The sequence below is a fragment of the Streptomyces humicola genome (assembly GCF_024436035.1).
Taxonomy (GTDB): Bacteria; Actinomycetota; Actinomycetes; order Streptomycetales; family Streptomycetaceae; genus Streptantibioticus_B; species Streptantibioticus_B humicola.
Window position 1 is genome coordinate 243,654 of sequence record NZ_JANFNG010000001.1, and the last position, 23,086, is coordinate 266,739.

At 70.2% G+C, this 23,086-nt stretch carries 20 protein-coding genes and 1 pseudogene; 12 read left to right on the forward strand and 9 right to left on the reverse strand.

The features are described from left to right. The first annotated feature begins 66 nt into the window (after window positions 1-66). Window positions 67-1,005: an NAD(P)-dependent oxidoreductase gene (locus NGB36_RS01145; protein ID WP_255918103.1), complete on the forward strand. Its 939-nt coding sequence runs from the start codon at window positions 67-69 to the stop codon at window positions 1,003-1,005. Between the two features lie 48 nt (window positions 1,006-1,053). Next, window positions 1,054-2,217: an iron-containing alcohol dehydrogenase family protein gene (locus tag NGB36_RS01150; protein WP_255918104.1), complete on the forward strand. Its 1,164-nt coding sequence runs from the start codon at window positions 1,054-1,056 to the stop codon at window positions 2,215-2,217. Between the two features lie 302 nt (window positions 2,218-2,519). On the opposite strand, the gene NGB36_RS01155 is transcribed toward NGB36_RS01150, so the two are convergent. Next, window positions 2,520-2,753 (reverse strand): hypothetical protein, encoded by a 234-nt coding sequence (locus tag NGB36_RS01155; protein ID WP_255918105.1) that lies wholly within the window; start codon window positions 2,751-2,753, stop codon window positions 2,520-2,522. A gap of 509 nt (window positions 2,754-3,262) precedes the next feature. Here NGB36_RS01155 and NGB36_RS01160 point away from each other — a divergent pair. Both NGB36_RS01160 and NGB36_RS01165 read left to right on the forward strand, forming a co-directional pair. Then, the gene (locus tag NGB36_RS01160) at window positions 3,263-4,027 is read left to right on the forward strand and encodes an SDR family NAD(P)-dependent oxidoreductase (RefSeq protein WP_255918106.1); all 765 of its coding nucleotides are present in this window, start codon (window positions 3,263-3,265) and stop codon (window positions 4,025-4,027) included. Between the two features lie 549 nt (window positions 4,028-4,576). After that, the gene (locus NGB36_RS01165) at window positions 4,577-5,314 is read left to right on the forward strand and encodes a flavodoxin family protein (RefSeq protein ID WP_255918107.1); all 738 of its coding nucleotides are present in this window, start codon (window positions 4,577-4,579) and stop codon (window positions 5,312-5,314) included. Between the two features lie 12 nt (window positions 5,315-5,326). Here the strand turns inward: NGB36_RS01165 and NGB36_RS01170 are convergent, their stop codons facing one another. Then, the gene (locus NGB36_RS01170) at window positions 5,327-5,512 is read right to left on the reverse strand and encodes a hypothetical protein (RefSeq protein WP_255918108.1); all 186 of its coding nucleotides are present in this window, start codon (window positions 5,510-5,512) and stop codon (window positions 5,327-5,329) included. A 446-nt stretch (window positions 5,513-5,958) separates the two neighbouring features. Here NGB36_RS01170 and NGB36_RS01175 point away from each other — a divergent pair, with 446 nt between their 5' ends. Next, on the forward strand, window positions 5,959-7,791 hold the full coding sequence (locus tag NGB36_RS01175) for a glycoside hydrolase family 15 protein (RefSeq protein ID WP_255918109.1): 1,833 nt from the start codon (window positions 5,959-5,961) through the stop codon (window positions 7,789-7,791). 34 nt (window positions 7,792-7,825) lie between these two features. On the opposite strand, the gene NGB36_RS33335 is transcribed toward NGB36_RS01175, so the two are convergent. Continuing rightward, the gene (locus NGB36_RS33335) at window positions 7,826-8,032 is read right to left on the reverse strand and encodes a hypothetical protein (protein ID WP_255918110.1); all 207 of its coding nucleotides are present in this window, start codon (window positions 8,030-8,032) and stop codon (window positions 7,826-7,828) included. On the opposite strand from NGB36_RS33335, the gene NGB36_RS01185 reads away from it, so the two are divergent. Further along, window positions 7,989-8,882: an NAD(P)/FAD-dependent oxidoreductase gene (locus tag NGB36_RS01185; protein WP_255918111.1), complete on the forward strand. Its 894-nt coding sequence runs from the start codon at window positions 7,989-7,991 to the stop codon at window positions 8,880-8,882. The two genes, NGB36_RS33335 and NGB36_RS01185, sit on opposite strands and share 44 nt — an antisense overlap. A gap of 215 nt (window positions 8,883-9,097) precedes the next feature. Next, window positions 9,098-9,427: pseudogene (locus tag NGB36_RS01190) on the forward strand (amidohydrolase family protein); the annotation flags it as partial. A 108-nt stretch (window positions 9,428-9,535) separates the two neighbouring features. On the opposite strand, the gene NGB36_RS01195 reads toward NGB36_RS01190, so the two are convergent. Then, complete coding sequence (locus tag NGB36_RS01195) at window positions 9,536-11,617, reverse strand: SpoIIE family protein phosphatase (protein ID WP_308288787.1); 2,082 nt, start codon at window positions 11,615-11,617, stop codon at window positions 9,536-9,538. Between the two features lie 216 nt (window positions 11,618-11,833). After that, window positions 11,834-12,022 (reverse strand): hypothetical protein, encoded by a 189-nt coding sequence (locus NGB36_RS01205; RefSeq protein ID WP_255918112.1) that lies wholly within the window; start codon window positions 12,020-12,022, stop codon window positions 11,834-11,836. 711 nt (window positions 12,023-12,733) lie between these two features. Here NGB36_RS01205 and NGB36_RS01210 point away from each other — a divergent pair. Next, window positions 12,734-13,963, forward strand: coding sequence for an MFS transporter (locus NGB36_RS01210; RefSeq protein WP_255918113.1), 1,230 nt, complete (start codon window positions 12,734-12,736; stop codon window positions 13,961-13,963). A gap of 2 nt (window positions 13,964-13,965) precedes the next feature. Further along, window positions 13,966-14,982, forward strand: a complete 1,017-nt coding sequence (locus NGB36_RS01215; protein ID WP_255918505.1) for a sugar ABC transporter permease — start codon at window positions 13,966-13,968, stop codon at window positions 14,980-14,982. A 6-nt stretch (window positions 14,983-14,988) separates the two neighbouring features. On the opposite strand, the gene NGB36_RS01220 is transcribed toward NGB36_RS01215, so the two are convergent. Beyond that, window positions 14,989-16,188, reverse strand: a complete 1,200-nt coding sequence (locus tag NGB36_RS01220; RefSeq protein WP_255918114.1) for an acyl-CoA dehydrogenase family protein — start codon at window positions 16,186-16,188, stop codon at window positions 14,989-14,991. Between the two features lie 142 nt (window positions 16,189-16,330). On the opposite strand from NGB36_RS01220, the gene NGB36_RS01225 reads away from it, so the two are divergent. After that, window positions 16,331-18,097 carry a CoA transferase gene (locus tag NGB36_RS01225; protein WP_255918115.1) on the forward strand — a complete coding sequence of 589 codons (1,767 nt, stop codon included), beginning with the start codon at window positions 16,331-16,333 and terminating at the stop codon, window positions 18,095-18,097. Beyond that, window positions 18,094-19,758 (forward strand): class I adenylate-forming enzyme family protein, encoded by a 1,665-nt coding sequence (locus NGB36_RS01230; RefSeq protein WP_255918116.1) that lies wholly within the window; start codon window positions 18,094-18,096, stop codon window positions 19,756-19,758. The genes NGB36_RS01225 and NGB36_RS01230 overlap by 4 nt, the downstream gene beginning before the upstream one ends. A gap of 84 nt (window positions 19,759-19,842) precedes the next feature. Here NGB36_RS01230 and NGB36_RS01235 read toward each other — a convergent pair whose 3' ends face one another. The 3 genes from NGB36_RS01235 to NGB36_RS01245 are packed head-to-tail and all read right to left on the reverse strand — an operon-like array spanning window position 19,843 to window position 22,042. Continuing rightward, on the reverse strand, window positions 19,843-20,640 hold the full coding sequence (locus NGB36_RS01235) for an ABC transporter substrate-binding protein (protein WP_255918118.1): 798 nt from the start codon (window positions 20,638-20,640) through the stop codon (window positions 19,843-19,845). After that, complete coding sequence (locus NGB36_RS01240; protein WP_255918119.1) at window positions 20,598-21,461, reverse strand: metal ABC transporter permease; 864 nt, start codon at window positions 21,459-21,461, stop codon at window positions 20,598-20,600. Before NGB36_RS01240 ends, NGB36_RS01235 begins: the two co-directional genes overlap by 43 nt. Continuing rightward, on the reverse strand, window positions 21,458-22,042 hold the full coding sequence (locus tag NGB36_RS01245; protein WP_255918506.1) for an ABC transporter ATP-binding protein: 585 nt from the start codon (window positions 22,040-22,042) through the stop codon (window positions 21,458-21,460). Before NGB36_RS01245 ends, NGB36_RS01240 begins: the two co-directional genes overlap by 4 nt. Window positions 22,043-22,246: 204 nt before the next feature. Between NGB36_RS01245 and NGB36_RS01250 the strand changes: the two genes are divergently transcribed. Beyond that, a complete protein-coding gene (locus tag NGB36_RS01250) occupies window positions 22,247-23,023 on the forward strand; it encodes a hypothetical protein (RefSeq protein WP_255918120.1) in 777 nt (258 codons plus the stop codon). The last annotated feature ends 63 nt before the right edge of the window (window positions 23,024-23,086 follow it).

Here is a 23,086-nt window from a genome sequence, read left to right on the forward strand (position 1 = left end):
GCGCCAGGCCGCACACCGTCAAACCCTCCCATACTTCATACTTCTTCAGCCGTAGCGAGGACAACGATGAGGATCGGATTCATCGGCCTGGGCAACATGGGACGTCACATGGCCCGCCACCTGATCCACGCGGGACACCTGGTCACCGTGTACGACACCCGGCCCGAGGCCGCCGCCGAGCACCTGTCTCTCGGCGCCCGCTGGGCCGGCAGTCCCGCCGACTGCGCCGCCGACGCCGAGCTGTTGATCACCATGGTTCCCAACCCCCGCATCGTGGAGGACGTGCTGCTGCGCGGCGGGGCCGCCGAGGCGCTGCCGGAAGGCGCGCTGTGGATCGACATGTCGACATCCACCCCGGCGGCAGCCGAACGGGTCGCCGCCGAAGTGCTCGACCGGCGCGGCGTGCGCCGCCTGGACGCCCCCGTCAGCGGTATGGCCCGCGGCGCCGAGGCCGGCACGCTGCAGATATTCGTCGGAGGCGAGGTGGAGGACTTCCGCATCGCGCTGCCCGTCTTCGAGGCCATGGGCGACCCCGGCAAGGTGCTGCACGTCGGCCCGCTCGGCGCCGGATACACCGTCAAGCTCATGATCAACCTGCTGTGGTTCAGCCACCTGGTCGCGACATCCGAAGTCCTCGCCATGGGAGTGAGGGCCGGTGTCGACCTCGGCGTGCTCCGCAACGCCCTGCTCGCGAGCCCCGCCGCCTCCAACTTCCTTGAGAACGACATCATCTGCGTGCTCGCCGACGGTCACTACGACGACTCCTTCGCCATGGCGCTCGCTTGCAAGGACCTCGGACTGGCCGTGGACCTCGGTCGTGACCTGGGCGTCTCCACCGAACTGTCCGCGCTGGTCGAGCAGATCTACCGCCGTTCCAAAGCCCAGCACGGCGAACTCGCCGGCGAGATGAGCCCGATCCGCATCTACGAAGCGCTGGCAGGACAGGAGTTCCGGCTGCCCAGGCCCACCCACGCGCCGGAAGACGCGGCGCTCAGCGTCATCTGACCCCTCCACCATCCACCCGCCGCGCTTCCAGGCCCAGGAGCCGTGATCATGAGCGAGAGCCTCGCCACCGCCCCACTGTCCGTCGAGCCGACCTGCCGCATCGAATTCGGTCCCGGCCGCATCGAGCAACTCCCGGATCTGATCGCCGCGATCGGCCGCAGACGTGCCTTCGTCGTCACCGACCGCGGGCTGCGCGCCGCCGGGATCGTCGACCGCGTGCTGAAGGTACTCGACGGCGCGGGCATGGAATACGGCATCTACGACGAAGTAGGCCCGAACCCCTCGACGGGCAACGTCGACGAAGGCGCCGCCCGTGCCCGTGCCTTCGGCCCCGCAGCCGTCGTCGCCCTGGGCGGCGGCTCCGCACTCGACGCGGCCAAGGGCATCGCGCTTCTCGTGGGCAACCCCGATGCCATGGCCGCCGACGCCGACACGCTGTGGGAGGCCCTCGACGGCCTGCCGCTGGTCGCCGTCCCCACCACCTCCGGCACCGGCGCGGAGACCAACGGATTCGGAGTCATCGAGGACACCGCCGCCTGCCGCAAGGTCTACATCGGCCACCCTTCCGTCAAGCCCAGGATCGCCCTCCTGGACCCCGAACTCACCCTCGGTCTGCCCGCCCATGTCACCGCGGCGACCGGCATCGACGCCCTCGTCCACGGCGTCGAGTCCCTCGCCTCGCGCGGCGCGGACCCGGTCTCCGCCGCATATGCCACGCAGGCCGTGACCATGGTCGGCCGCTGGCTGCCCACCGCCTACCGGGACGGCTCCGATCTCGAAGCCCGCGCCCAGCTGATGCTCGGCGCACACCTCGCCGGGCAGGCCCTCACCCTCTCCGGCCTGGGCCTGGTCCACGGCATCGGCCACGCTCTCACCGCCCACACCGGCACCCCGCACGGCGTGGCGCTTGCCGCGGTCCTGGAGGAGGTCATGGAGTTCAGCGCCCCTGCCGCCCGCGGCGCCTACGAGCAGGCGGCCCGTGCGCTGCGCGTTCCCCCGCCGGCCAACGGCGACTGGTCCCGGGCTGCCATCGTCGCCGTCCGGGAGATCTCCGCCGCGATCGGGGTGAAGAAGCCACTGCGCGAGCTGCGTGTCACCCGAGAGCTGCTGCCGTCGATCGCCAGGGGCGCGGTCGCCGACGCGGTCACCCGCAACAGCCCGCTCCTGCCCACCGAAGAGCAGGTTCTCCAGATCCTGGAGTCGGTCTACTGACGTGACGGCTGACCCGCTGGTTCCTCAGATGGGCTGTGGCTCGAAGTCCGGGGGTGCCCCTATGGGCTTCGCCGATGAAATCGGGTCCGCGCGGGGGCAGCGCGCCGGGCAGGATGGCGTGGTGGCTGATCCGCTGTGGGATGACGTCAACTAACCAGGGAGCATGAGGGCCAGGAGCTGGCGCACCAGGTCCTCAAATGCTCGGTAGCTGACCAGACCCGCCCCATGCACCCGACTGCGGCCGGGAGCTCGGCTGTCGATCCGGCCCGCAGAGATCGTTGAGTTGCTGTGAGCAGGCCGTCCTACCCAAGCACACGATCAACCCCGTCAAGGACGCTCGAGAGTCCGCTCGCGGAGTCGATGGGGTCGCAGTGGTAGCCCCCGTCGCGCGGGTCGGTGTGGCAGACGCTGCCGACGGTGCCGGCCTCGGTGGCTGCGGAAGCCGACGGCGCCACAAGGCCCAGGCAGAGAACCGGAGCGGTGGTGAGCACCGCCGCGACTCGGGCGCAGGCCCGCTTGCAGGTGTGTCGCGACATCTTTGTCCTTTCGACAGGTTCGCGCTGATCAACACGCGTGGTGGGTCTTCCAGTCCGTCCAGTCCGTCACCGGCGCACCCAGCAGCCGCAGGAGGAGGAGTTGGCGGCAGGGGAGCAGCGCGGTGAGTCCTGGATTGCGAGCAGCGGGCTGGTCTCACCCGATCAACGACTCTCACCAGGTGGGGATACGCACCACCCAACCCCCGCTGCCCCATCCGTGAATCTCCACGTCTCAACGCGGGATCTGCATCGGGCCTGAGCCGCGCGCCGGTCAGCTGGTAGAGCAGGTAGGTGAGCGTCAGTGTCAGCCGCGCTGTCGGTGCGCGATACGGGTCATCACCTGCCGCCGTTCGACGGATGCGGTAATCGCATCCGATACGGCTGCCTCGGACCGGGACACCTTGCCTTCAGGGACGCACCTGCCGGAAGAGGAGCCCGGTGTCGTGTGGGTTCCCGGACTGCTTGCTTGCCTGCCGTTCATCTGTGTGTTTGCAGGAGGGACTCTCGACGTGGCTCCCATTGTCCTCATCACGGGCGCGCTCACCGGTATCGGCCGCGCCACCGCGTTGGCCTATGCCCGTGAGGGCGCGGACCTCGTCGTCTCCGGCCGCCACCAGGACGTCGGCGAGCAGCTCGCCAGTGAGCTCGGCGACCTCGGCGCCCAAGCCGAGTTCGTGCGTGCCGACGTCCGCTCCGACGCCGATGTAGGCAACCTCGTCGACCGCGCGGTCGGGCGGTTCGGACGCATCGATATCGCCTTGAACAACGCCGGAACCGAAGGGACGCCCGGGCCGGTCACCGAGGTGACCGACGAGAGTTATCAGGCCACCTTCGATACGAATGTCAAGGGCACGCTGCTGTGCCTGAAGCACGAATTCCGGGTCATGAGGGAGCAGGGCGGCGGCAGCATCATCAACGTCAGCTCCACCTTCGGTCTGATGGGTTACCCCGGCGCGAGCCTGTACGTCGGCAGCAAGCACGCGGTCGCTGGCATCACGAAGGCCGCCGCGCTTGAAGGCGCCGCTCACGGTATCCGGGTCAACGCCGTAGCCCCTGGCTACACCCGGACCGCGATGTACGAGCGATTCACCGGCAACGACGCCGCGCGTGACGCGGTCGATGCGGTGCTGCCCCTGCACCGGGCGGGCACCCCCGACGAGATCGCCGAAGCCGTCCAGTATCTGGGCTCGGACAAGGCGAGCTATGTCACCGGCCATGTCCTCACCGTCGACGGCGGGCTGACGGCGGGCGGACCCCTGTTTCCGGGCTCGTGAATCAGCCACAACCGAGGAGCGATCACGGAGGAGCGCTCGGGCATCGACGCGGTTCACACCTTCTGGGAGCAGGTGTGGCGGTCTCCCCAGAACTATGACGCCATCGACGGCCTTGTCGTCGGGGACTTGGTTCTCATCTCCGGAGGCCGCAGGATCCCCGCCGAGCCGGGCGGCTTCACCCGTATGCTCCTCCGGGGTGTTCTGCCCGCGGTACCACCCCAACGCAGCCATCACCCGCAGCGATCTGCTCTACCGTGGCCGGAGCCTTGCCCCGCATCTTCTTCTGCTCGCTCACCGGGGCAGTCAATCCACGCCACTCACCCCGCGTCCGGCGAAGCCCAGAGCCTTACCCCTACCGTCTACGGCACGTTCCCGGCGTATTCCGGTTACTCAGGGCAGGGCCGTGACCCGCCCGGGGGGTTGTTCGGCTGTCGGGGTGGTCGCCGACAGTTGACTGTGCCGCAGCGACCGCGACGGGCGCCGGGCCAGCACGATGTCAGCGTTGCGCCACCGTGAAGGGCACGGTGGCAGGACTCCCGGGAGGGCTCCTTGACCGCACAGTCGCCGACTGCCGACGCGCCGCCTGCCCGCTACGACGACCTGCGCGCCCTCGTCTTCAACTGCACGCTCAAGCGGTCGCCGGCACGCAGCAACACCCAGGGGCTGATCGACCGCAGCGTGGGCATCATGGAGGGGCAGGGGGTCCACGTCGACGTCGTGCGAGCCATCGATCACGACATCGCCACCGGCGTCTGGCCGGACATGACCGAACACGGATGGCAGATCGACGCCTGGCCGGGGCTGTACGAAAAGGTCCTGGCGGCCGACATTCTCGTGCTGGCGGGTCCGATCTGGCTGGGTGACAACAGCTCGGTGACCAAGCGAGTGATCGAACGCCTGTACGCCTGCTCCAGCCTCCTCAACGAAGCCGGGCAGTACGCCTACTACGGCCGGGTCGGCGGTTGCCTGATCACCGGCAACGAGGACGGCGTCAAGCACTGCGCCATGAACGTCCTCTACAGCCTGCAGCACCTCGGCTACACCATCCCCCCGCAGGCCGACGCCGGCTGGATCGGCGAGGCCGGCCCCGGCCCTTCGTACCTCGACCCGGGGTCTGGCGGCCCGCAGAACGACTTCACCAACCGCAACACCACGTTCATGACCTGGAACCTGCTCCACCTGGCCCGGATGCTCAAAAACGCCGGAGGCATCCCCGCCTACGGCAACCAGCGAACCGCCTGGGACGCCGGCTGCCGCCACGACTACGAGAACCCCGAACACCGGTAGCCGGCCGCGTCGTCACTGCTCGCCGAGCGAAGCCGGCAGACCCTCCTGCTCACCGACGGCAACATCGGCATCGGCGGCGACCCCCGTGCCCTGCTTCGCCGCCGCGCCCAACCCATCGCCCCGGCGGGTGTCCTGATCGTCGAGGTCGACCCCCACGACGTCGAGGAGCTCTGCGTCGCCTGGCTCGAAGACACTCATGGCCATGGCGGTCCGCCACGGCCATGGCGGTCCGCCGTTCCCCTGGGCACGCCTGCGGGCACCAGCGCTCCACAGGATCGCCGAGAACCTCGGCCTCAGCATCACGGACCATTGGACGGGCAGCCACCGGCACTTTTTCCCTCTCCGCCGCCGGGGCTCATCCCCGGGGGATGACAACTGAGGTGGGGCAGCCGATGCCACGGCGAGCGCACCAGCGGTGCGGGAGTGCGAGCAGGCGGCAGCACCAGGCCGTCCCACCCCGTCAGGGCAACCGCCGGCGGCCAGGACGTGCGGTCCGCGGATCGTGCTGTTTGAGTGAGGGTGAACCCGCTGCGCAGGGAGGCTGCGATGGATGACCCGCCAGCACCGCCAGCACCCGAAGCGCCTCGCGTGGGGGGCGACTGCTCAGGCGCATCGGCGGGCCGGGGACGGATGGGGTGTGGCCGGTGAGTGTGCGACCGATCAGTGACCATGCACTGCTGTCCGACTGCCGCTCGGCCGCCCTGGTGACCTCCGACGGCTCGGTGGACTGGCTGTGCCTTCCCCGCTTCGACAGCCCGGCGCTCTTCGCCCGGCTACTCGACGAAGACGCCGGCCACTGGTCCATCCGCCCCGCCGCACCAGCCGAGGTCAGCCGGCGCTACGTCGAGGAGACCCTTGTGCTGGAGACGACCTTCCGCACGACCGGAGGCACGGCGGTGCTGCGCGACGCGCTCGCCCTGGGGCGGCGGGAGCGCGGACACGCGCTCGGTGCCGCGTCCCCAGGAGTCCTCCTGCGGCAGATCACCTGCACCGAAGGACAGGTGCCCATCGAGATCGCCTATGCGCCGCGTCCGGAGTTCGGACTCGTCCACCCCCTCCTGACGCCCGTCCGGGGCGGGCTCGCCGGGTACGGGGGCGCCCACGTCCTGCTGCTGTCGACCTCCGTCGACCTGAGGGTGAGCGGTTCCACCGCGTACAGTCAGATCACGCTGCGGGCGCCGGACCGCCTCGGCTTCGCACTCCATGTCGGGCCGGCATGGGGAAACGAGCCGACACGCTGGCGAGCGGGGTGCATCCGGCGGCGCCTGAACGACACCGTCGAAGGCTGGCGCTCGTGGTCCCGGCTCCACCGCGGCTACGTCGGCCCCTGGCAACACGAGGTGGGCCACAGCGGACGCGTGCTGCGGGCACTGACCTTCGCCCCCACGGGGGCCATCGTCGCAGCGGCCACCACCTCTCTGCCCGAACGCGCGGGCGGCACACGCAACTGGGACTACCGCTACACCTGGGTCCGCGACGCCAGCTTCACCCTTCAGGCGCTGGCCACCGCCGCTTGCGAGAAGGAAAAAAACAAGTTCTTCGGCTTCGTCGCCCGAGCCGCGGCAACCCAGCTCCACCGCGGCGCGGATCTGCCGATCATGTACGGCATCGGCGGCGAACGCGACCTGAGCGAGCGCCCCCTGCCCCACCTGACCGGCTGGCGCGACAGCAACCCCGTGCGCACCGGCAACGACGCATGGCGCCAACGCCAACTCGACGTCTACGGCGAACTCCTCGACGCCGCCCATCAGACCATCCCATCGGGCGAGTGGCTGGACACGCCAACCCGCACCTTCCTGCTCCAAGCCGCCGATACAGCCGCCCGCCGGTGGACCGAACCGGACCAGGGCATCTGGGAGAGACGCGGACCGAGCAGACACTTCCTGCACTCGAAACTGATGTGCTGGGTCGCCTTGGACCGCGCCATCGCCATGGCCCCCGCCCTTCAGGCCGACGAATGCGTATCCCACTGGCAGCACGAGCGTGCCGAGATCCGACAAGCCATCGAACAGCGCGGATGGAACCCCCGCCTGGGCGCCTTCACCCAGGCGTTCGACAGCGACGACCTGGACGCCTCGGCACTGATGCTGCCCATCGTCGGCTTCCTGCCCCCGCAGGACCCCCGCGTCCAGTCCACCGTGCTGGCCGTTGCCACCGGCCTGACCGACCGCAACGGCCTGATCCGCCGCTACCTCGCCGACGAGATCGAGGAAGTGGAGGGCGCTTTCCTGTTGTGCACCTTCTGGCTCGCCCACGCCCTCGCCTTGACCGGCCACACCACCCACGCACGACAGGTGTTCCAAACTGCCATCGCGCGCGCAAACGACGTCGGCCTGCTGGCTGAGGAGACCGACTCCATCACGGGAGAGGCCCTCGGCAACTTCCCACAAGCCTTCAGCCACATCGGGCTCATCAACGCCGCCCGTGCCATCCGCGACGCCGAGCGGCAACCCGTACCGCAAGGAGCCGAACGCTAGGGGAGTGCTTGCCCCGCGGGTGGTGTGCATGGTGCTAGGACGCGGCGGGGATGGGGATGTAGCCCTCGCGGGCGAGCTTGGCCAGGACGCCGCCGGCCGCGAGGATGTCGAGGACCAGCGGTGGGAGGGCGCCGCCGGTGAGGCGGCTGCCGCTGGTGGTGTTCTCGATCCAGCCGTCGGCGAAGTCGAGGCCGGCGGTGTCAGTTGCACAGGAGCAGGGAGTTGAACTCGTCGGGCGCACGCTCGACGACGCGCTCGCCCTGTGCGCCGCGCTGCTCGCCGGGCCCCGGGTGGTCGTGGTGGGGGCCGGGTTCCTGGGTACCGAAGTCGCCGCGGCGGCCCGGACCATGGGCCTGCAGGTGACCCTGGTCGAGCCGGAGCCCGTCCCGGTGCGGCGCCCGTTCGGGGACCGCATCGGCGCACTCGTTGCCGATCTGCGTCGCGACCACGGAACCCGCCTGCGCTGCGGGGTGCCGGTACACCGGCTGCGTCACGCCGGCGGCCGGGTGACCGGGGTGGAACTCGGCGACGGCACCACGCTGCCGGCCGATGTGGTCGTCCTCGCTGTCGGATCGGCCCCCGCGACCGGCTGGGTGACCAGCTCGGGCCTGAGCCTGGGCAACGGGGTGGTGTGTGAGGCGCTTTGCCAGGCCGCTCCCGGTATCTACGCCGCCGGCGATGTCGCCTCCTGGCACAACCCGCACTTCGGCACCCGGATGCGGCTGGAGCACCGGATGAACGCCACCGAACAGGCCATGGCCGCAGTCGGCAACCTGCTCGGCGACTCCGTCCCCTTCGCTCCTGTGCCCTACTTCTGGACCGACCAGTACGACACCAGGATCCAGGCGTATGGCATCTTCCCGCCCGGCGCGGAGCTGCGGATCGTCTATGGCGACCCGCCGAGCGGTCACTTCGTCGCTGCCTACGACCACCACGGAGTGGTGGTCGGCGTGCTCGGCTGGAACAGCCCGCGCGAGGCACGCACGCTGCGCCGCCTGGTCGTCGAACGTGCGCCGCAGCAGAGCCGTATCGAACCGAGTCCGGCTCGGCCACCGCCTCCTGCGACCAGGCCCGCATGCTCGCCGCGGTGAAAGTCCCCGTGATGTTCGCTCACCACTTCCGGAACATCGATGAGGAGACGGGAAGGCTGCAGGGGCCATATCGGATCTCCAGGTACGGTACGTGCGTTCATGCGGTCGCGGCCTACTTGGCCTCGGCCCGACACCCGCAGCAAGGGGCGGGCGCCTCGCCGCCGAAGAACCGGCCACCGCCGCAGCCCGCCCGACAGGAAGAGAGCCACTTCCCCATGCAAACACCAGCGCTGATCGACGTACACGCGCACTTCGTGACCGAGAACTACATCGCTGAGGCGAAGGCTGCCGGGCATGAGCACCCCGACGGGATGCCCACCTGGCCCGAGTGGAGCGCCGAGGCGCATCTGGAACTCATGGACCGCGCTGGCATCCAGACGTCCGTGCTGTCGATTTCCTCGCCCGGCACACACTTCGGAGACGACCGGGCCGCACGGGCGCCCAGCCGCGAGGTCAACGAATTCGCCGCCCAGGTTCGCGAGAAGCACCCCACGCGCTTTGGTCACTTCGCCTCGCTTCCGCTGCCGGACGTCACGCGGACACTGCAATGGGCGGGAAGGATCACGACGGGCCCACGCCCTCCTGGGCCGTGGGACCGGAACCGCCGCGCGCCGAGCAGCCCTCGGACATGAACGGCGGGCGTCTGAGCATCCTCAAGGGCGCATCGGTGCCCGGTGGGACGCTCCCGTGGCGTCGCCAGGGAGACGGGGACGGGTAGGGGTGCGCAGCCCTAGGACGGCCATGTCATCGTGGCCATCGCTGGGATGGCGGTCGGCCAGGATCTGGAGCAACCGCTGCAAGGGCTGGTCTGCGTGAGCAGCGGCGGTGGCCGCGAGAACCTTCAGCCCTTCATCGAGAGAGCGGCGCGGGTGCTCGACCAGTCCGTCGGTGAAGAAGATCACGGTGGTGTCGGGGTGCAGTGGGTGGATGTGGTTCGGGCGGGGCTGCTCGGAGTCCACACACAGCGGCACGCCAGGGTCGGCGGCCAGGTACTCGGGTTCGCTGCCCGGGGCCAACAGAAGCGGAGGCGGGTGGCCTGCGTTGCTCCAGTGCAGCCTCCAGACCTCGCCTGCGGGTTCGACGCGGGCCAGGCAGGCAGTGGTGACCGGGTTCTCGGTGATGGCGTCCAGCGTGCGGTCTAGCTGGGTGAGTACCGCGCTGGGCGGGGTACTCAGGTCATACAGCAAGGCTCGTAGCATGTTGCGGGTCTGGGACATGGACGCCGCGGCTCGAAGGTCGTGCCCGACGACATCACCCACGACGACGGCGCAGGCGCCGTCGGGCAACCGGAAGGCGTCGTACCAGTCGCCTCCGAGATGGCCAGGCGTGGTGGCGGGCCGGTAGTCGGCGGCGACGGTGAAGGGGTGCAGGTCGGGAAGGCGCGGCAGCAACAGACGCTGGAACTGCTCGGAGCTGTTGCGTACCTGCTGGTAAAGGCGGGCGTTCTCGATGGAGACGGCCGCCTTGGCAGCGAGCTCCTCGGCGTCGGAAAGCTCGTCCTCCTCAAATGGCCTGGAACTTTGCGAACGCCAGAAGTTGACCGTTCCGAGGAGTGTTGTGCGGGCATGCAGCGGGACCGTGATCAGCGAATGGATACCGTAGTCGAGCAGTCGCCGGGACTCTTCCGGGCTGTGGTGCTGCCACGTGGTGGAGGTCTGCAGATCCGGCTCGATCGCTGCGGTCCCGATCCAGGGGCCCGGGGGGTGCGAGGGGGTGATCAGTGTGCCCACGGGGTGGAGCGGGCTGTCGCGCCGGACGCCACCGACGGCCACACGGCGCATTTCGGTGGTGCTGTCATCCGGCGTCTCCTTGCCCTGCAGGACGGGTACGGCCAGGTCGACGGTGGCGAAGTCGGCGAACCGCTGCTGCACTGCGACGTCCACCAGCTGCTGCGCGATCTCCTCGCCGTCGAGGGTGGTGCCGACAGCCACGCTCGCGTCGTACAGCAGCTTGAGGCGTTGGTGGGTCTCCTGTGCCCGTTCACGGCTCTTCTCGAGCGAGCCCCCCATCGTGTTGAAGGCGGCTTCGAGCTCGCCGATTTCGCCTGTACCGGTCTCGGGCATACGGGCGGTCAGGTCTCCGCCGGCGAGCCGAGCCGCAAAGGCGGCCGCCCGGCGAATCGGCCAGACGATCGCACGCGTCACGTAGCTGGCGAAAGCAACGATGAGGACAACCGAACCTGCGAGCCCCACTGACGCCAATTCGACCGCCCGCCGGGCTTTGGCTTCGGCAGCCATCCTGCCTGACGCGAGAATAGATCCCTCATCCATCTCGTAGCGGGCGAACTGCTTCCTCAGCGCGTCGACACGCCGCTTACCCTCTTGCGTAGCTGCCACGCTTCGCGCATAGGGGTTCCCTCGACTCGCCATTTCGACCAGTGGAACCGAATAATCGTTGATGAGGGAATTACCGGCCTGGGAAATCTGCTGGGCCAGATTCTTCTGGCCAGGAGTGCTGCTCATCTGTACGAGCTGCCGCGCCTGCCCGGGGAACGTAGAACGAGCGGTTCTCCACGGTTCAAGGAATTGAGCTTGCCGTGTGATGACGTAGCCGCGCTGCCCCGTCTCCAGGTCGAGGATGAGCCCCTCGACCTTGGTGGACTGCGTCAAAGTCGCCTGTGAATGCTGGGTGGCGGCGAGAGAGTCACGCATGTTGACGATCGACCACAGGAGCACCGCGAAAGCAAGGCCAATCAGCAGCGCGAGCAGGCCACTCGTCACGGCCGTAAGCCCCACCAGCCCCATGTTCGCCCGCCGCCGGGTCCTCCCGGACGCCCATTCGCGCATGCTCTGCCCCGTCGATTAGGTGGGATGCGGCATATAGCCATATATGACTCATAAGTGTAAGCGGGAAGGGCAGATCGCCCGCTCCCTGGAAGGCGCGTGGGATGCGGCCCGCGAGGGGCTCAAGGTGCCCGGGCCGGCCGCACCACCGGCTGTTCGCTCGCCGGCCTACGAACGTCCCCAGCTGCAGTCGGATGCGGTGTCGATCTCTCGCCGCTCGCTGACACCTCGTCCGGCAACATCGGGCTGGTCGGCGAACGGCTTGCCGGCCCACGACCCGTCCCACCCATAGGCGGGCCCGGTGTCGACTCCGGCGTCCTGCTTGCGCGGGACGCCCCAGCCCGCGCAACGCGGCATGTCAGCGGCCGATATGCCACCGCAGACCCAGGCGCGACTGCATAGAGGTGCATGAGGATGCCCCAATCCGCACACGACCGGCGCGCGGCCCCCCACCCCACGTACGCACGGGCATCCAATCGCCAGCCGTCTGCCCCTCCCAGACCCCATCAACCTCCTCGTGCGTCTTCCCCTCAGTGCTGACCAGTGCTTGAGGACGGGCCGGTACCACGCCGGGCGCGGCGGCACCCAGCCGAAGCCGAAGGTGCCGCCGCGCTGCCGGGGCCGCCTGTGAACCGGTCGTTGAATAACCGGACCACGACCGATCCGGTCGAGCACGCCTGAATTCATGACATACAGCGTCGTGAATTCGCGAGAATTCCAGCATTATCAGGCTGGGTTTGCGGCTCAATACGCCCGTGGGCAGAGCTGTATTTCAAGCGTTCCCGGGAGGCTGGGAACGAGAAATCCCGACAACGTCTTTTTTCGGGTAATTCCCGCAACGGGGAGGGTGCGGCCAAAAACAGGAGGTCTTTGGTGAATACGGTAATCGTGCCGATCGAGGACCGCGACACCATCGCCGAGTTCGTCACCAAAGCCACGGCAAGCCCGTCACCGCCCTCGCCCTCGGCAGTCCCTCGGTGCCCGGGAACCGGTGGGCCTCCGCGGCCGACTGACTGGACCGGGCCCGGAGCCGATGCCGGGCCTCAAGCAGCGGGAGGGAGAATGCGGGTGCGGACCGAGCGTGGCAGCGGATCGGAGGCAGCGATACGCGGCCGGGGGACGGCCGGGGGACCGGGGGCGGGGCCTGGCCTTGTCGTGGTGCTGACGTGTGCCATGGCGTTCTCGATGATGCAGCTCTTCATTCTTGGGGCGTTCGGGCCGCGCCTGGTGGGGCAATTGGGCATCTCCCGTACGGTGCTGGGGCTGACGACGACGGTCGGTTTCGGGCTGGCCGCGCTGCTGTCACCGGTCGCCGGGAGGCTGGTCGACCGCGTGGGGCCACGGCGCTGCATGGTGGGACTTTTTCTGTTGTCGGCGCTGGCGCTGGCGTTGATCGGGGCCGCGCCGGGGGCTGCGGTGCTGTTCATCGCGGTCGCGCTGGGCGGGGTGCCGCAGGCGCTGGCCAATCCGGCGACGAACAAGGTGATCCTGGCCGCCTACAGGCCGGACCGCCGAGGCGCGGTGACAGGTTTCAAGCAGTCGGGGGTGCAGTTCGGGGCGTTCGCGGCAGGGCTGCCACTGTCGTTGCTGGCTGCCGGGATCGGCTGGCGTGGGGCGGTGTGGGCGGCGGCGGGGATCGCGGTGCTGGCAGGCGTGTGGGCTGCCGTGGCGTTGCCACCGGATCGGGCTCAACTGCGGGCTGCTGTTCCTGGGACCACACATTCCCGGAGCGGTGTCGTGGGGCGGCTGGCGGTCTTCTCGCTGCTGCTCGGGTGCGGGATCGCCTCCGTCAACACGTATCTGGCGTTGTTCGGTGCGCAACGTCTCGGCCTGTCGTCGACCATGGCTGCCGCGTTGGTGGCGGTCCTGGGAGCCGCGGGCATCGGCGGGCGCGTGGCCTGGGCTCGTATCGCCGGCCGGCCGGGGTGGGCGGAGGTGCTGCCTGCGACGCTGGCGGCCGGGGCGGTGGGGGCTGCGGTGCTGCTCGGTCTGGCGGTCGTCGCCCATCCGTTGGCTTGGGCAGGGACGATCGCGGTTGCTGTGTTCGCGGTGTCGGCGAACGCCGTCTCGATGGTGCTGGTCATACAACGGGCCGCGCCTGGACGGGCGGGGATCGACTCCGCGCTGGTGTCGGCCGGATTCTTCGCCGGATTCGCGGTCGGCCCGCCGCTGTTCGGCGTGATGGTGTCGGCTGCCGGGTACGGGCCGGGGTGGCTGCTGGTGGCGGTGGAGTTCGCGGGTGCCGCGGTGGTCGCGCTGCCGCGCGGGTTGCGCGATGCGCGGGGTGCGTCCGCGTGACGATGTGGGCCGAGCGGGCCCTGACGGCGGTATTCGAAAGGGTCGGGACCACGGCGGACGAGGTGGGAGAGCGCTTCCCGCTGTATGCCGAACCGGGCACCGGCCGGTGGACCACGACGTCCCGGGGCTCGTGGACGGGCGGGTTCTGGGCGGGGATGCTGTGGCTGCGGGCGTTGGCGTCCGGTGCCGCGCATGACCACGAGGCAGCCGCCGTGTGCAGCGCACGGTTGGCGTACTGGGTCGAGCAGGACACCGCGGCCCGGGGGTTGGTGCTGTGGTACGGGACAGCGCCGGACGCCGGGCTGCGCGACCGGGCGGCACGGGCGTGCCTGGCGGCGTACGACCCGGCGCTGGGCATCGTGCCGTGGGGCAGTGCGTTCGGCGGGGAGCGGCTGCTGGCGCGGGCGGACGGGGTTCCGGGGCTGGTGCCGTTGTTGGCTTGTGCACCTGGCGGTGCGGTTGCGGCGTACCGCCATCTCGTCCGGCACCTGGAGCTGTGTCTGGCCGAAGAACCACCACGCCCGGCCTGGCGGGCGCTGCCGGGTGGCGGGTGGGCCGCGTACGACGAGCCCGCCCCGGGGTGGAGCCGCACGGTCGCGTGGTTGCTGCTGGGCGTGGCGGACGGCATCCACTGCCTGCCGCCGCAGAAGCGGGCGAACGGTCTGTGGGATGCGGTGGATCGACTGATCGGCATGCGGCTCGCCGACCGCACCCCGCTCATACCCCAACAACCGCTCGACACTTCAGCGGCCGCGATCGAGGCGGTGGCCGCTCTAAAACTGGCCACGCTCGTCAGGGAAGGGGGACGGGAAGATGTGTCCCGGCATCTGACACTCCGTGCCGAGGCAATCCTCCAACGGCTCGGCTCCGTACACCTTTCGCCCTCGGGCGGGCTCATCGATGGCTGCTACGACGCAGCGCACGGCGTGGCCGTTCGTCACGAGCTGGTGTGGGGAGACTTCTTCCTGGCGCTTGGTCTTGCGATCGTGACCGGGCTGGTCGGGCCGTTCGCCGTGTGACACGGATCAGTTCCGCAGGACTCGCCGCGCGACCGCCGCGACGTGCAACTCGTCCGGCCCGTCCAGGAGTCGGGCCGCGCGCCCGGCACGGAAGAGCGCGGGCAGCGGGGTGTCCGGACCGAGGCCTGCCGCCCCGTGGACCTGGATGGCGGCGTCGGCGACGTGCTGGAGCATCCGGGCCGCCGCGACCTTGGCCAGGCCGGTATCCACACGTGCGTCCTCACCCGCCTCCAGGCGTGCCACCGCCTCGTGGACCAGGGGCCGGGTGCTGCGGATGGCCAGCAGGGCGTCGAAAACCAGCTGCTGGACGAGTTGTCGGTCGGCCAGCGGACCGTGCGACTGATGACGCGTCCGGGCGCGGTCACGCATGAGGTCGAAGGCGCGGTTCGCCTGGCCGAGCCAGCGCAGGCAGCGCAGGAGGCGGCCGAGCCGGATCCGTTCGCCTGCGACCCGCAGCGCCTGTCCGCGCGGGCCGATCACATGGTCGGCCGGTACGCGCACGCCGTCGAGTTCGATCTCCCACTGGCCTCCGCCGCCAAGCACCGGCAGCTCGCGGACTACCCGGAAGCCCGGTGCAGTCGTGGGCACGAGCAGCAGGGACAGGCCCTCGGTCCCAGGTGCCCTGCCGTCCGTGCGGGCCATGACGGTGACCAGGTCGGCGTCGCCCGCGCCCGAGGTGAACCACTTGCGGCCGTGGAGGGTCCATAGGCCGTCGGGCCCGGCGACAGCGCGCGTGGTCGTCAAGGACGGGTCAGTTCCGGGGGTGTCCGGCTCGGTCATGGCATAGCAGGCGCGCAGCTCGCCCGCCGCGATCCGGTGCAGATACCGCTCACGCACGGCATCGGTGGCGTGGTCACTGAGCATGAGGACGTCCAGGAGCGCCGCCGAGCCGAGGGCAGCAGGCCCGTGGTCGCTCGCCCCTTCGGCCTCAGCCAGGTGCGCATAATACGACAATTTGAGCCCTTGGCCGCCGAGTTCGACGGGCAGCGGCAGCGCCCACAACCCCGCTCCTCGCGCTTCGCTCTGGAGCTCGCGCAGCCGAGCTGCCGCCTCCGGGCCGCCCGCGTCGAGCAGGGCTTCGTGCGGCATGACGCGATCCCGTACGAACGCCGTCACGCGGTCGCGCAGTTCTGACACCCCTGCCCGGCCGGCCGGCAGGCTGTGCAGGCCTGACAGGCACCCCTGTGCGTTATTGATCACGTTCATGGCTTTCCTCCGCATTCACCGGGAACTAGCAAGGAACGTCGCCCGACTTCCTCGCCGTGCAATTGGTCGGAGCCGAACGCCCTCCGGTTCCCCGCACATTCGTACGACCGGGGTGGTGGGTTGCCACCTGGAGAGGAGAGCCATGGGATCCCTGACCGCACTGCGGGCAGCGCGCCCGCTGGAGGATGTGGCGGTGCGTGTATCAGGACCGCTCGTACTGACCGCGTCCGCGATGGGTCACCTTCGCGAACTGGGGGCGACGGTGTGCCACGACGGCCCTGCGTGCGGCGGGCTCGCTCGATTCGCCCTCAATAGTTCGGGACTCGGCAAAGTCACCGCGAACGCGGCATGGGCGGGCGTGCTCCGCGATGCGGACGCGGCCGACGAGGCGACCGTCCAAGCCGCTACCGGCGTGATGGCCGTGCACGGCAGACGCGACGGAACACCCCGTGGCCTCGCCGTCGACTACGCGGCCACTTGCGCGTCGGTGCTCACGGTTGCGGGGCTGCTGGCCGCCCTCGTGGGGCATGCACGCGGCCGCGGCGCGGGGCACGTGTCCACCGGGGCCGACCGCGCCGCACTGCTGACGGTCTCGCAGTACCTGGCCGCCGCGAGCGCGCCGGAGGCCGAAACCGTACCCGTCGCGCCCGGCGGTCCGCCGTTCACGGCGGCTGACGGGACCCGTTTCGAGCTGGAAGCCCTGGAGCCAGGCGTCTGGGCCGGATTCTGGCGGGCACTGGGCGCTCTGCCGGAAGCGATACGGTCCGGCTGGCCGCCCTTCCAGTTCCGTTACGCCACGGCATGCGCGCCACTGCCCGAAGCCCTGCACGCCATCACCCGAGACGTCTCGTGGTCCCGAATACAGCAGGCTGCCGCCATCTCGGGGGCCGAGGTGTGCGCCGTCCACCGCCTGGACGTCGGCGGGGCCGATCCCGGGCCGCCGTGGCGCATAGAGGCCCGTACGACACAGTGGGCAGGGACAGCGGCAGGACCCACCCCCGAGCCGGGAGGCCCCTTGGCAGGGCTCACCGTGCTGGAAGCCGGCCGGCGCATCCAAGCTCCCCTTGCCGCGCACCTGCTGCGCCTGCTGGGTGCCGACGTAGTACGGATCGAGCCGCCGGGCGGAGATCCGTTGCGGGGCATGCCGCCGTGCTGCTTGGACGTCTCGGCCCGCTGGCTCGCACTCAACCGCCACAAGCGTGCCGTCGAGATCGACATCAAGTCCCCTGCTGGGCAAGCCGAGTTGCTTGAGCTGGCAGCCGGAGCGGATGTCTTCCTGCACAACTGGGCTCCGGGAAAGGCAGAGCAGCTCGGCTTGGACAACGAGACCCTCGGGGCGCTCAACCCTGGCTTGGTGTACGCGTACACCAGCGGCTGGGCCGGGAGGCTGCCCGATCCGCCGATCGGTACGGACTTCATGGTGCAGGCCCGCATGGGGATCGGCGAGGCGGTGCGCTCCGCCGACGAGCCGACCGCCCCTTCCCTGATGACCTTGATCGACGTGCTCGGCGGACTGCTGGGCGCGGAGGCGATCCTGGCCGGACTGCTGCTCCGCGAGCGGACCGGCACGGGCGTACAGGTGGAGTCCTCGTTGCTGGGCGCCGCCGAGACGCTGACCAAGGCCGCCGGGCACCAGCGCCGCCATGCTGGATTCCGGAAGCCCCTGCGAACGGCCGACGGATGGATCGCACCGACCGACCAGTCAGCCGCCGCGGCACAGGCCCACGCGCCGCAGCTCGCCGAGTTGCCGACCGATCAGGCGTTGACGGCTCTTCGCGAGAGCGGCTTGACCGCCACCGCCGTCACTACAGACTTGGCGTCGCTGCCCGCCGACCCGCGTTTGCGCGCAAGCCTCGGCCATGACGCGCACGGCTCCCTCACCGTCCCCTCGCCTTGGAGGTTCTCGTGACGATCCCAAGGTTCCCCGACCTGGTCCCGGCCGCGCTACGGCGTACCTGGGCGGCCGAAGGCCACTACCCCGACCTCGACCTGTACTCCCTGTTCCGCGCACACCGCATCGCCGGCCCGAAACGGATCGCCGTGATCGACTCCGAAGGAGCTGTTTCCTACGCGGAACTGGACCGCCAGGCCCGATGTCTGGCCGCCGGTCTGAGCGAAGCCGGGGTCTGTCCCGGGGACGTGGTCGGCGTGCAGCTGCCCAACGGCCGTGACGCGGTCGCCACCGACCTGGCCCTGGCGGCGCTCGGCGCGGTCGCGCTCCCGTTCCCCGTCGGGCGTGGCGGGCGGGAGGCGATGTCGCTGCTGGGCCGGTCCGGGGCGCGCGCGGTGATCGCGGCGATCGGCCATCGCGGCGTGGAGCATGCTCGTGAACTGGTCGACCTGGCCGACGAACTCCCCGGGCTCCGGCACGTGATCGCCACAGGCCCCGGCCCCGTACCCGGCGGATGCCTGTCCATGCAGGACCTGCTGCACGCTGATCCGGCCTCGTTCACGCCCGTGCGCCCCGACCCGGACACGGCGGCCCGGATCCTGGTGTCCTCCGGCTCCGAGGCCGAACCGAAAATGGTGGCCTACTCGCACAACGCACTCGCGGGCGGACGCGGCAACTTCCTCGCCGCCCTGCTGCCAGGCGGAACACCGCCACGCTGCCTGTTCCCGGTCCCGTTGGCCTCCGCCTTCGGCAGCAGCGGAACCGCGGTCACCCTCGCCCGGCACGGCGGCACCCTCGTGCTGCTCGACCGCTTCACGCCCGCCGCCACGCTGCAGGCCATCCGCGCCCACCGGCCGACCCACGTCCTGGGCGTTCCGACGATGGTCCGCATGATGCTCGAACAGGCGCAACGGGAGAGGCAGGCTTCCCAGGGCCTGACCGCCCTCGTACTGGGCGGCTCGCCACTCGACGACGCCACCCGCGAGGAGGCCGCCACAGCATTCGGCTGCGTCGTGGTCAACCTGTACGGGTCCGCCGACGGGGTCAACTGCCACTCCGGCCTCACCGGCGCGCTTCCCTCCGGCCACGGTCCCGGGACCGTGGCCGGCCGCCCGGACCCGGCGGTCTGCGACATCCGCATCGACCCCTCGCGCGGCAGCGATCCGGCGGCCGGCACCGGTGAGATCCTCGCGCGCGGCCCCATGACTCCGCTGTGCTACGTCGGCGCCCCCGAGCTGAACATGCGCTACCGCACCGCCGACGGCTGGGTCCGCACCGGGGACCTGGGCCTGCTCGACGCCCACGGCATGCTGCGGGTCGTCGGACGCCTCAAGGACATCGTGATACGCGGCGGCGCGAACATCAGCCCCGCCGAGGTCGACGGCGAACTGTCCTCGCACCCGGACGTGCGGGACGTGATGTGCGTCGGCGTGCCCGATCCCCTGATGGGCGAGCGACTCGCCGCCTGCGTGGTGCCGAAGGCCGGGCGCGCGCCGACGCTGGAGAGCCTGTGCGCCCACCTGGAAGCGCGCGGTCTGGAGCGGCGCAAGCACCCCGAACGGCTGCTGATCGTGAAGGACGAACTGCCGCTCACCCCGGCGGGCAAACCTGACCGCGCCGCGCTACGAGACCGACTTGCCGCTGCGTTCCGCGCCGAACGGGAACAGGACGCGGGCTGACAGGCGAAGGCGGGGCCGCCGCTCGTGGCCCCGCCTTTCGCCTTCAACTCGTGCTTCTGCTCAGGCCTCAGCTCAGGTCTCAGCTCAGGAACCGGCGAACGCCTTCTCCATCTGCTGCGCCGCATTGCGGTAAACGGCCATCAGGTCGAGATCTGCGCCAGGATAGTTGACGATCTCCAACTGCTTGGCGCCGGAGCCCGGCAGCACGGTCCCGGTGGACATGTTCTCGTTGTCCAGCACGAGCGCGGGCTTCTTCGCCGACAGGGTGGACAGCTGCGCCGGGGTGACCTCGGCCGGGCCGTAGGTACCGGCAGGCTGCACTCCGGCCAGCTTCGCCGCCCAGGTGGTGAACACCTCCGTCACCACGACCTGCGGCTTGCCGCCGGGCCAGGCGGACCTCACATTCTGCGCCAGGGTCTTCCACTGCGCGGAGAAATCCGCGTTCCACTTCGCGGCAGCCTGCTCGGTGCCGAACAGCTTGCCCAGTTTCGTCACGTCGGCCTGCGTGGTGGCCGGGTCGTTGTCGAGGTTCAGCTCGATCATCTTGGCCTTGGAGCCGGCCGCGTCCTTGATGCGGCCGGCGAAGGGTTCGAAGGAGGCGTAGAGCACGTAGTCGGCACCCGCGACCGCCGTCAGGTCGGACGGCTTGAGGTCGTAGTCCGGTGCGTGGCGGATCGAGGCCGGAACGATGTACCTGACGTTCTTCGCCCCGGCTGCCTTCGCCAGCGCCGCCTCCCACGTGGAGGTCGCCACGACCACGGGACCCGACGTCGCCTCGGTCGTCTTGTTTCCGGAACCGCCGGTGCCGCCGCAGGCGGTGAGCAGGAACAGACCCGCGCTCAGTGCGGTGAGGGAGCGGATGGGGAGGCGGGGACGCGCCATGAGGTGGTTCTCCGTTCGGGTATCAGGTGGGCGGCGAGGGCGAACGCGCCCGCCGCGAGGACGAGGATCGGCCCGGGCGGCAGGTCCCAGGCCAGCGAGATCAGGAAGCCGGCGGCGTTCACCACGGCGCCGATACCGATGGCCCATACGGTGATCGAGCCAAGCGAGCGTCCGAGGCGTCGGGCGGCGAGCGCGGGCAGCAGCGTGAGCGCGTCCACCAGGAGCGCGCCCGTCAGCCGAATCGCCCCAGCCACGGCGACCGCCACCAGGACCAACAGCAGCACCATGAGCCGCTGCACCGCCACGCCCGAGCACAAGGCCAGCTCCCGGTCGTGCAGCAGCAGCGCGAGATCCCGGCGACGCCAGATGAACAACGCGGGCACCGCCACCGCCAGCACGCCCAGCACACCGAGGTCGACAGGCCGCACAGCGAGGATCGATCCCCACAACAACGCGAAGGCCCCGTTGGCGTTCACCCCGGACAGCGCGAGCATCAGCAGCGCGGCGGCGATCGCCAGGCTCATCAACAGCCCCATCGCCCCGGACAGGCTGTCGGCCGTGCGGGCCAGCGGCGCCACCCCAGCCCCCGCCAGCCCGCAGGCCACCAGGGCGCACAGCACCGGATCGAGCCCGACGAGCTGGCCGATCGCAATGCCCAGCAGCGCGACGTGCATCATCGCGAACCGCACCGGCATGATGTCCAGCCCGACGATCAACACGCCGACGACCGGCAAACCAAGGGCGGCGAGCAGCAGTCCGATTCCCGCCCGCTGTACGGGAACGAGTTGCAGCAGACCCGTCACCTGGCCGAGAGTGCTCACCGGACCTCCCGCAAGCGCCCCGCCGCCATCTCCAGTACCCGGTCGCACCGCTCGGCCATCGCCCGGTCGTGGGTCACCACGAGCAGTGTCACCGGCAGCCCGCTGAGCACCTCGGCGGTCTCCTCCTGGCCCGCGAAGTCCAGCGCGGCGGTCGGCTCGTCGGCGAGCACGACCCCGGCCCCGGCGGCCACGCACCCCACCGCCCTGGCCAGATGCATCCGTTGCAACTGCCCGCCCGACAGGCTCGACAGCGGCCGGTCCGCCAGCTCGTCCACGCCCAGCTGCTCGGCGGCACGGGCAGCCTCCGCCGGGGCACCGCTGCTGGCGAGCAGCTCTCTGGCGAGCAAGGGGAAGCGCCCGGCGGCAGGTCGCTGCGGGATCCAGGCGCAGGCGCGGCGCCGCCACGCCCACTCGGCTGCGGTACGGCAGCCGCGGCCACCGACCAGGATCTCGCCGGAGGTCTGGCGATGCAGGCCCAGCACAGCCCGCAGCAGCGTGGTCTTGCCTGAGCCGTTTGTACCTGTCAGCGCGACCCGTTCACCGGCCACCACATCGAGGTCCACCCCTGCAACGGCCTCCAGGCGACCGTGCCGGCACCCGACCCTGCGCAGTCGCACGTCGAGGGCGACGACCGGGGTGTCCAACGGCGCCGCGGTCGAAGGGCCTTGCTGCCTCTTGCTGCCTTTCACGGGAAGGTGGTCGGACGCCGTACGCGACCGGTTCCCGCCATTCTTGCGTCGCCCCGGTGTCAGGGCACGAAACGTGGATGCAACGATGAGGCAGTTATGGATGTGGGGCAGGACTCTCGGGCGGCACGCGCTGCGATGTTCGCGGCCGTCTGTGTGCTGCTCTCCGCTCTCGGCCACGTGATGATGTCCGGGGTAGACATTCCGTGGTGGGCCCTGGCCGCCGCCTTCGCCGCCGCGGGGGCTGTGGGCTGGTGCTGTACGGGCCGCGAACGAGGACCGGTCTTCGTCACGACGTTCACCGTGGTGACCGAGTTCGTCCTGCACTCACTCTTCTCCCTCGGGCAGGTTGCGGCGGAGGGGACGTCGAGTGACGGCGAATCCCTGGCGCAGCAGTGGGCGAAGGTGCTGCTGTGCGGAAATGGTTCATCGGCGCCGCTGTCACCCGCTGCCGCTGAACGCCTCGTGCGGGCCGCGGGCCTCGGCCACCAGCTCAGCTCGCCTCCGCCCAGCATCGGCTCATTGGGCTCAATGAGTTCGATGCCTGGGATGGGCTCAATGGGTTTGATGCCCTCTATGGGCATGTCCCACATGGCCGGTCACGGGAGCACCTACGGCATGCTGGCGGCCCACCTGCTGGCCGCGCTGCTGAGCGGACTGTGGCTCGCCCACGGCGAACGTTCGGCTTTCCGGATCGGCCGTGCCCTGGCCGCCCGGCTGTTCGCCCCGCTCCTGCTCGTCATTCGGGTCGCCGAGCCGCCGCACCGGCCGCGGATCCGCGCCGACCGCCACTGGTCGACACGTCGCCTGCGGTCGCGCCTCCTCGTCCACGCCATCACCACCCGGGGACCGCCTCGCCGGATTGCTGTCGCCTGACAGCTGAAGCCACTGACGCCGTGCCACGCAGCGGCGTGCCCGTACGGGGCGCGCTGGCGCTGA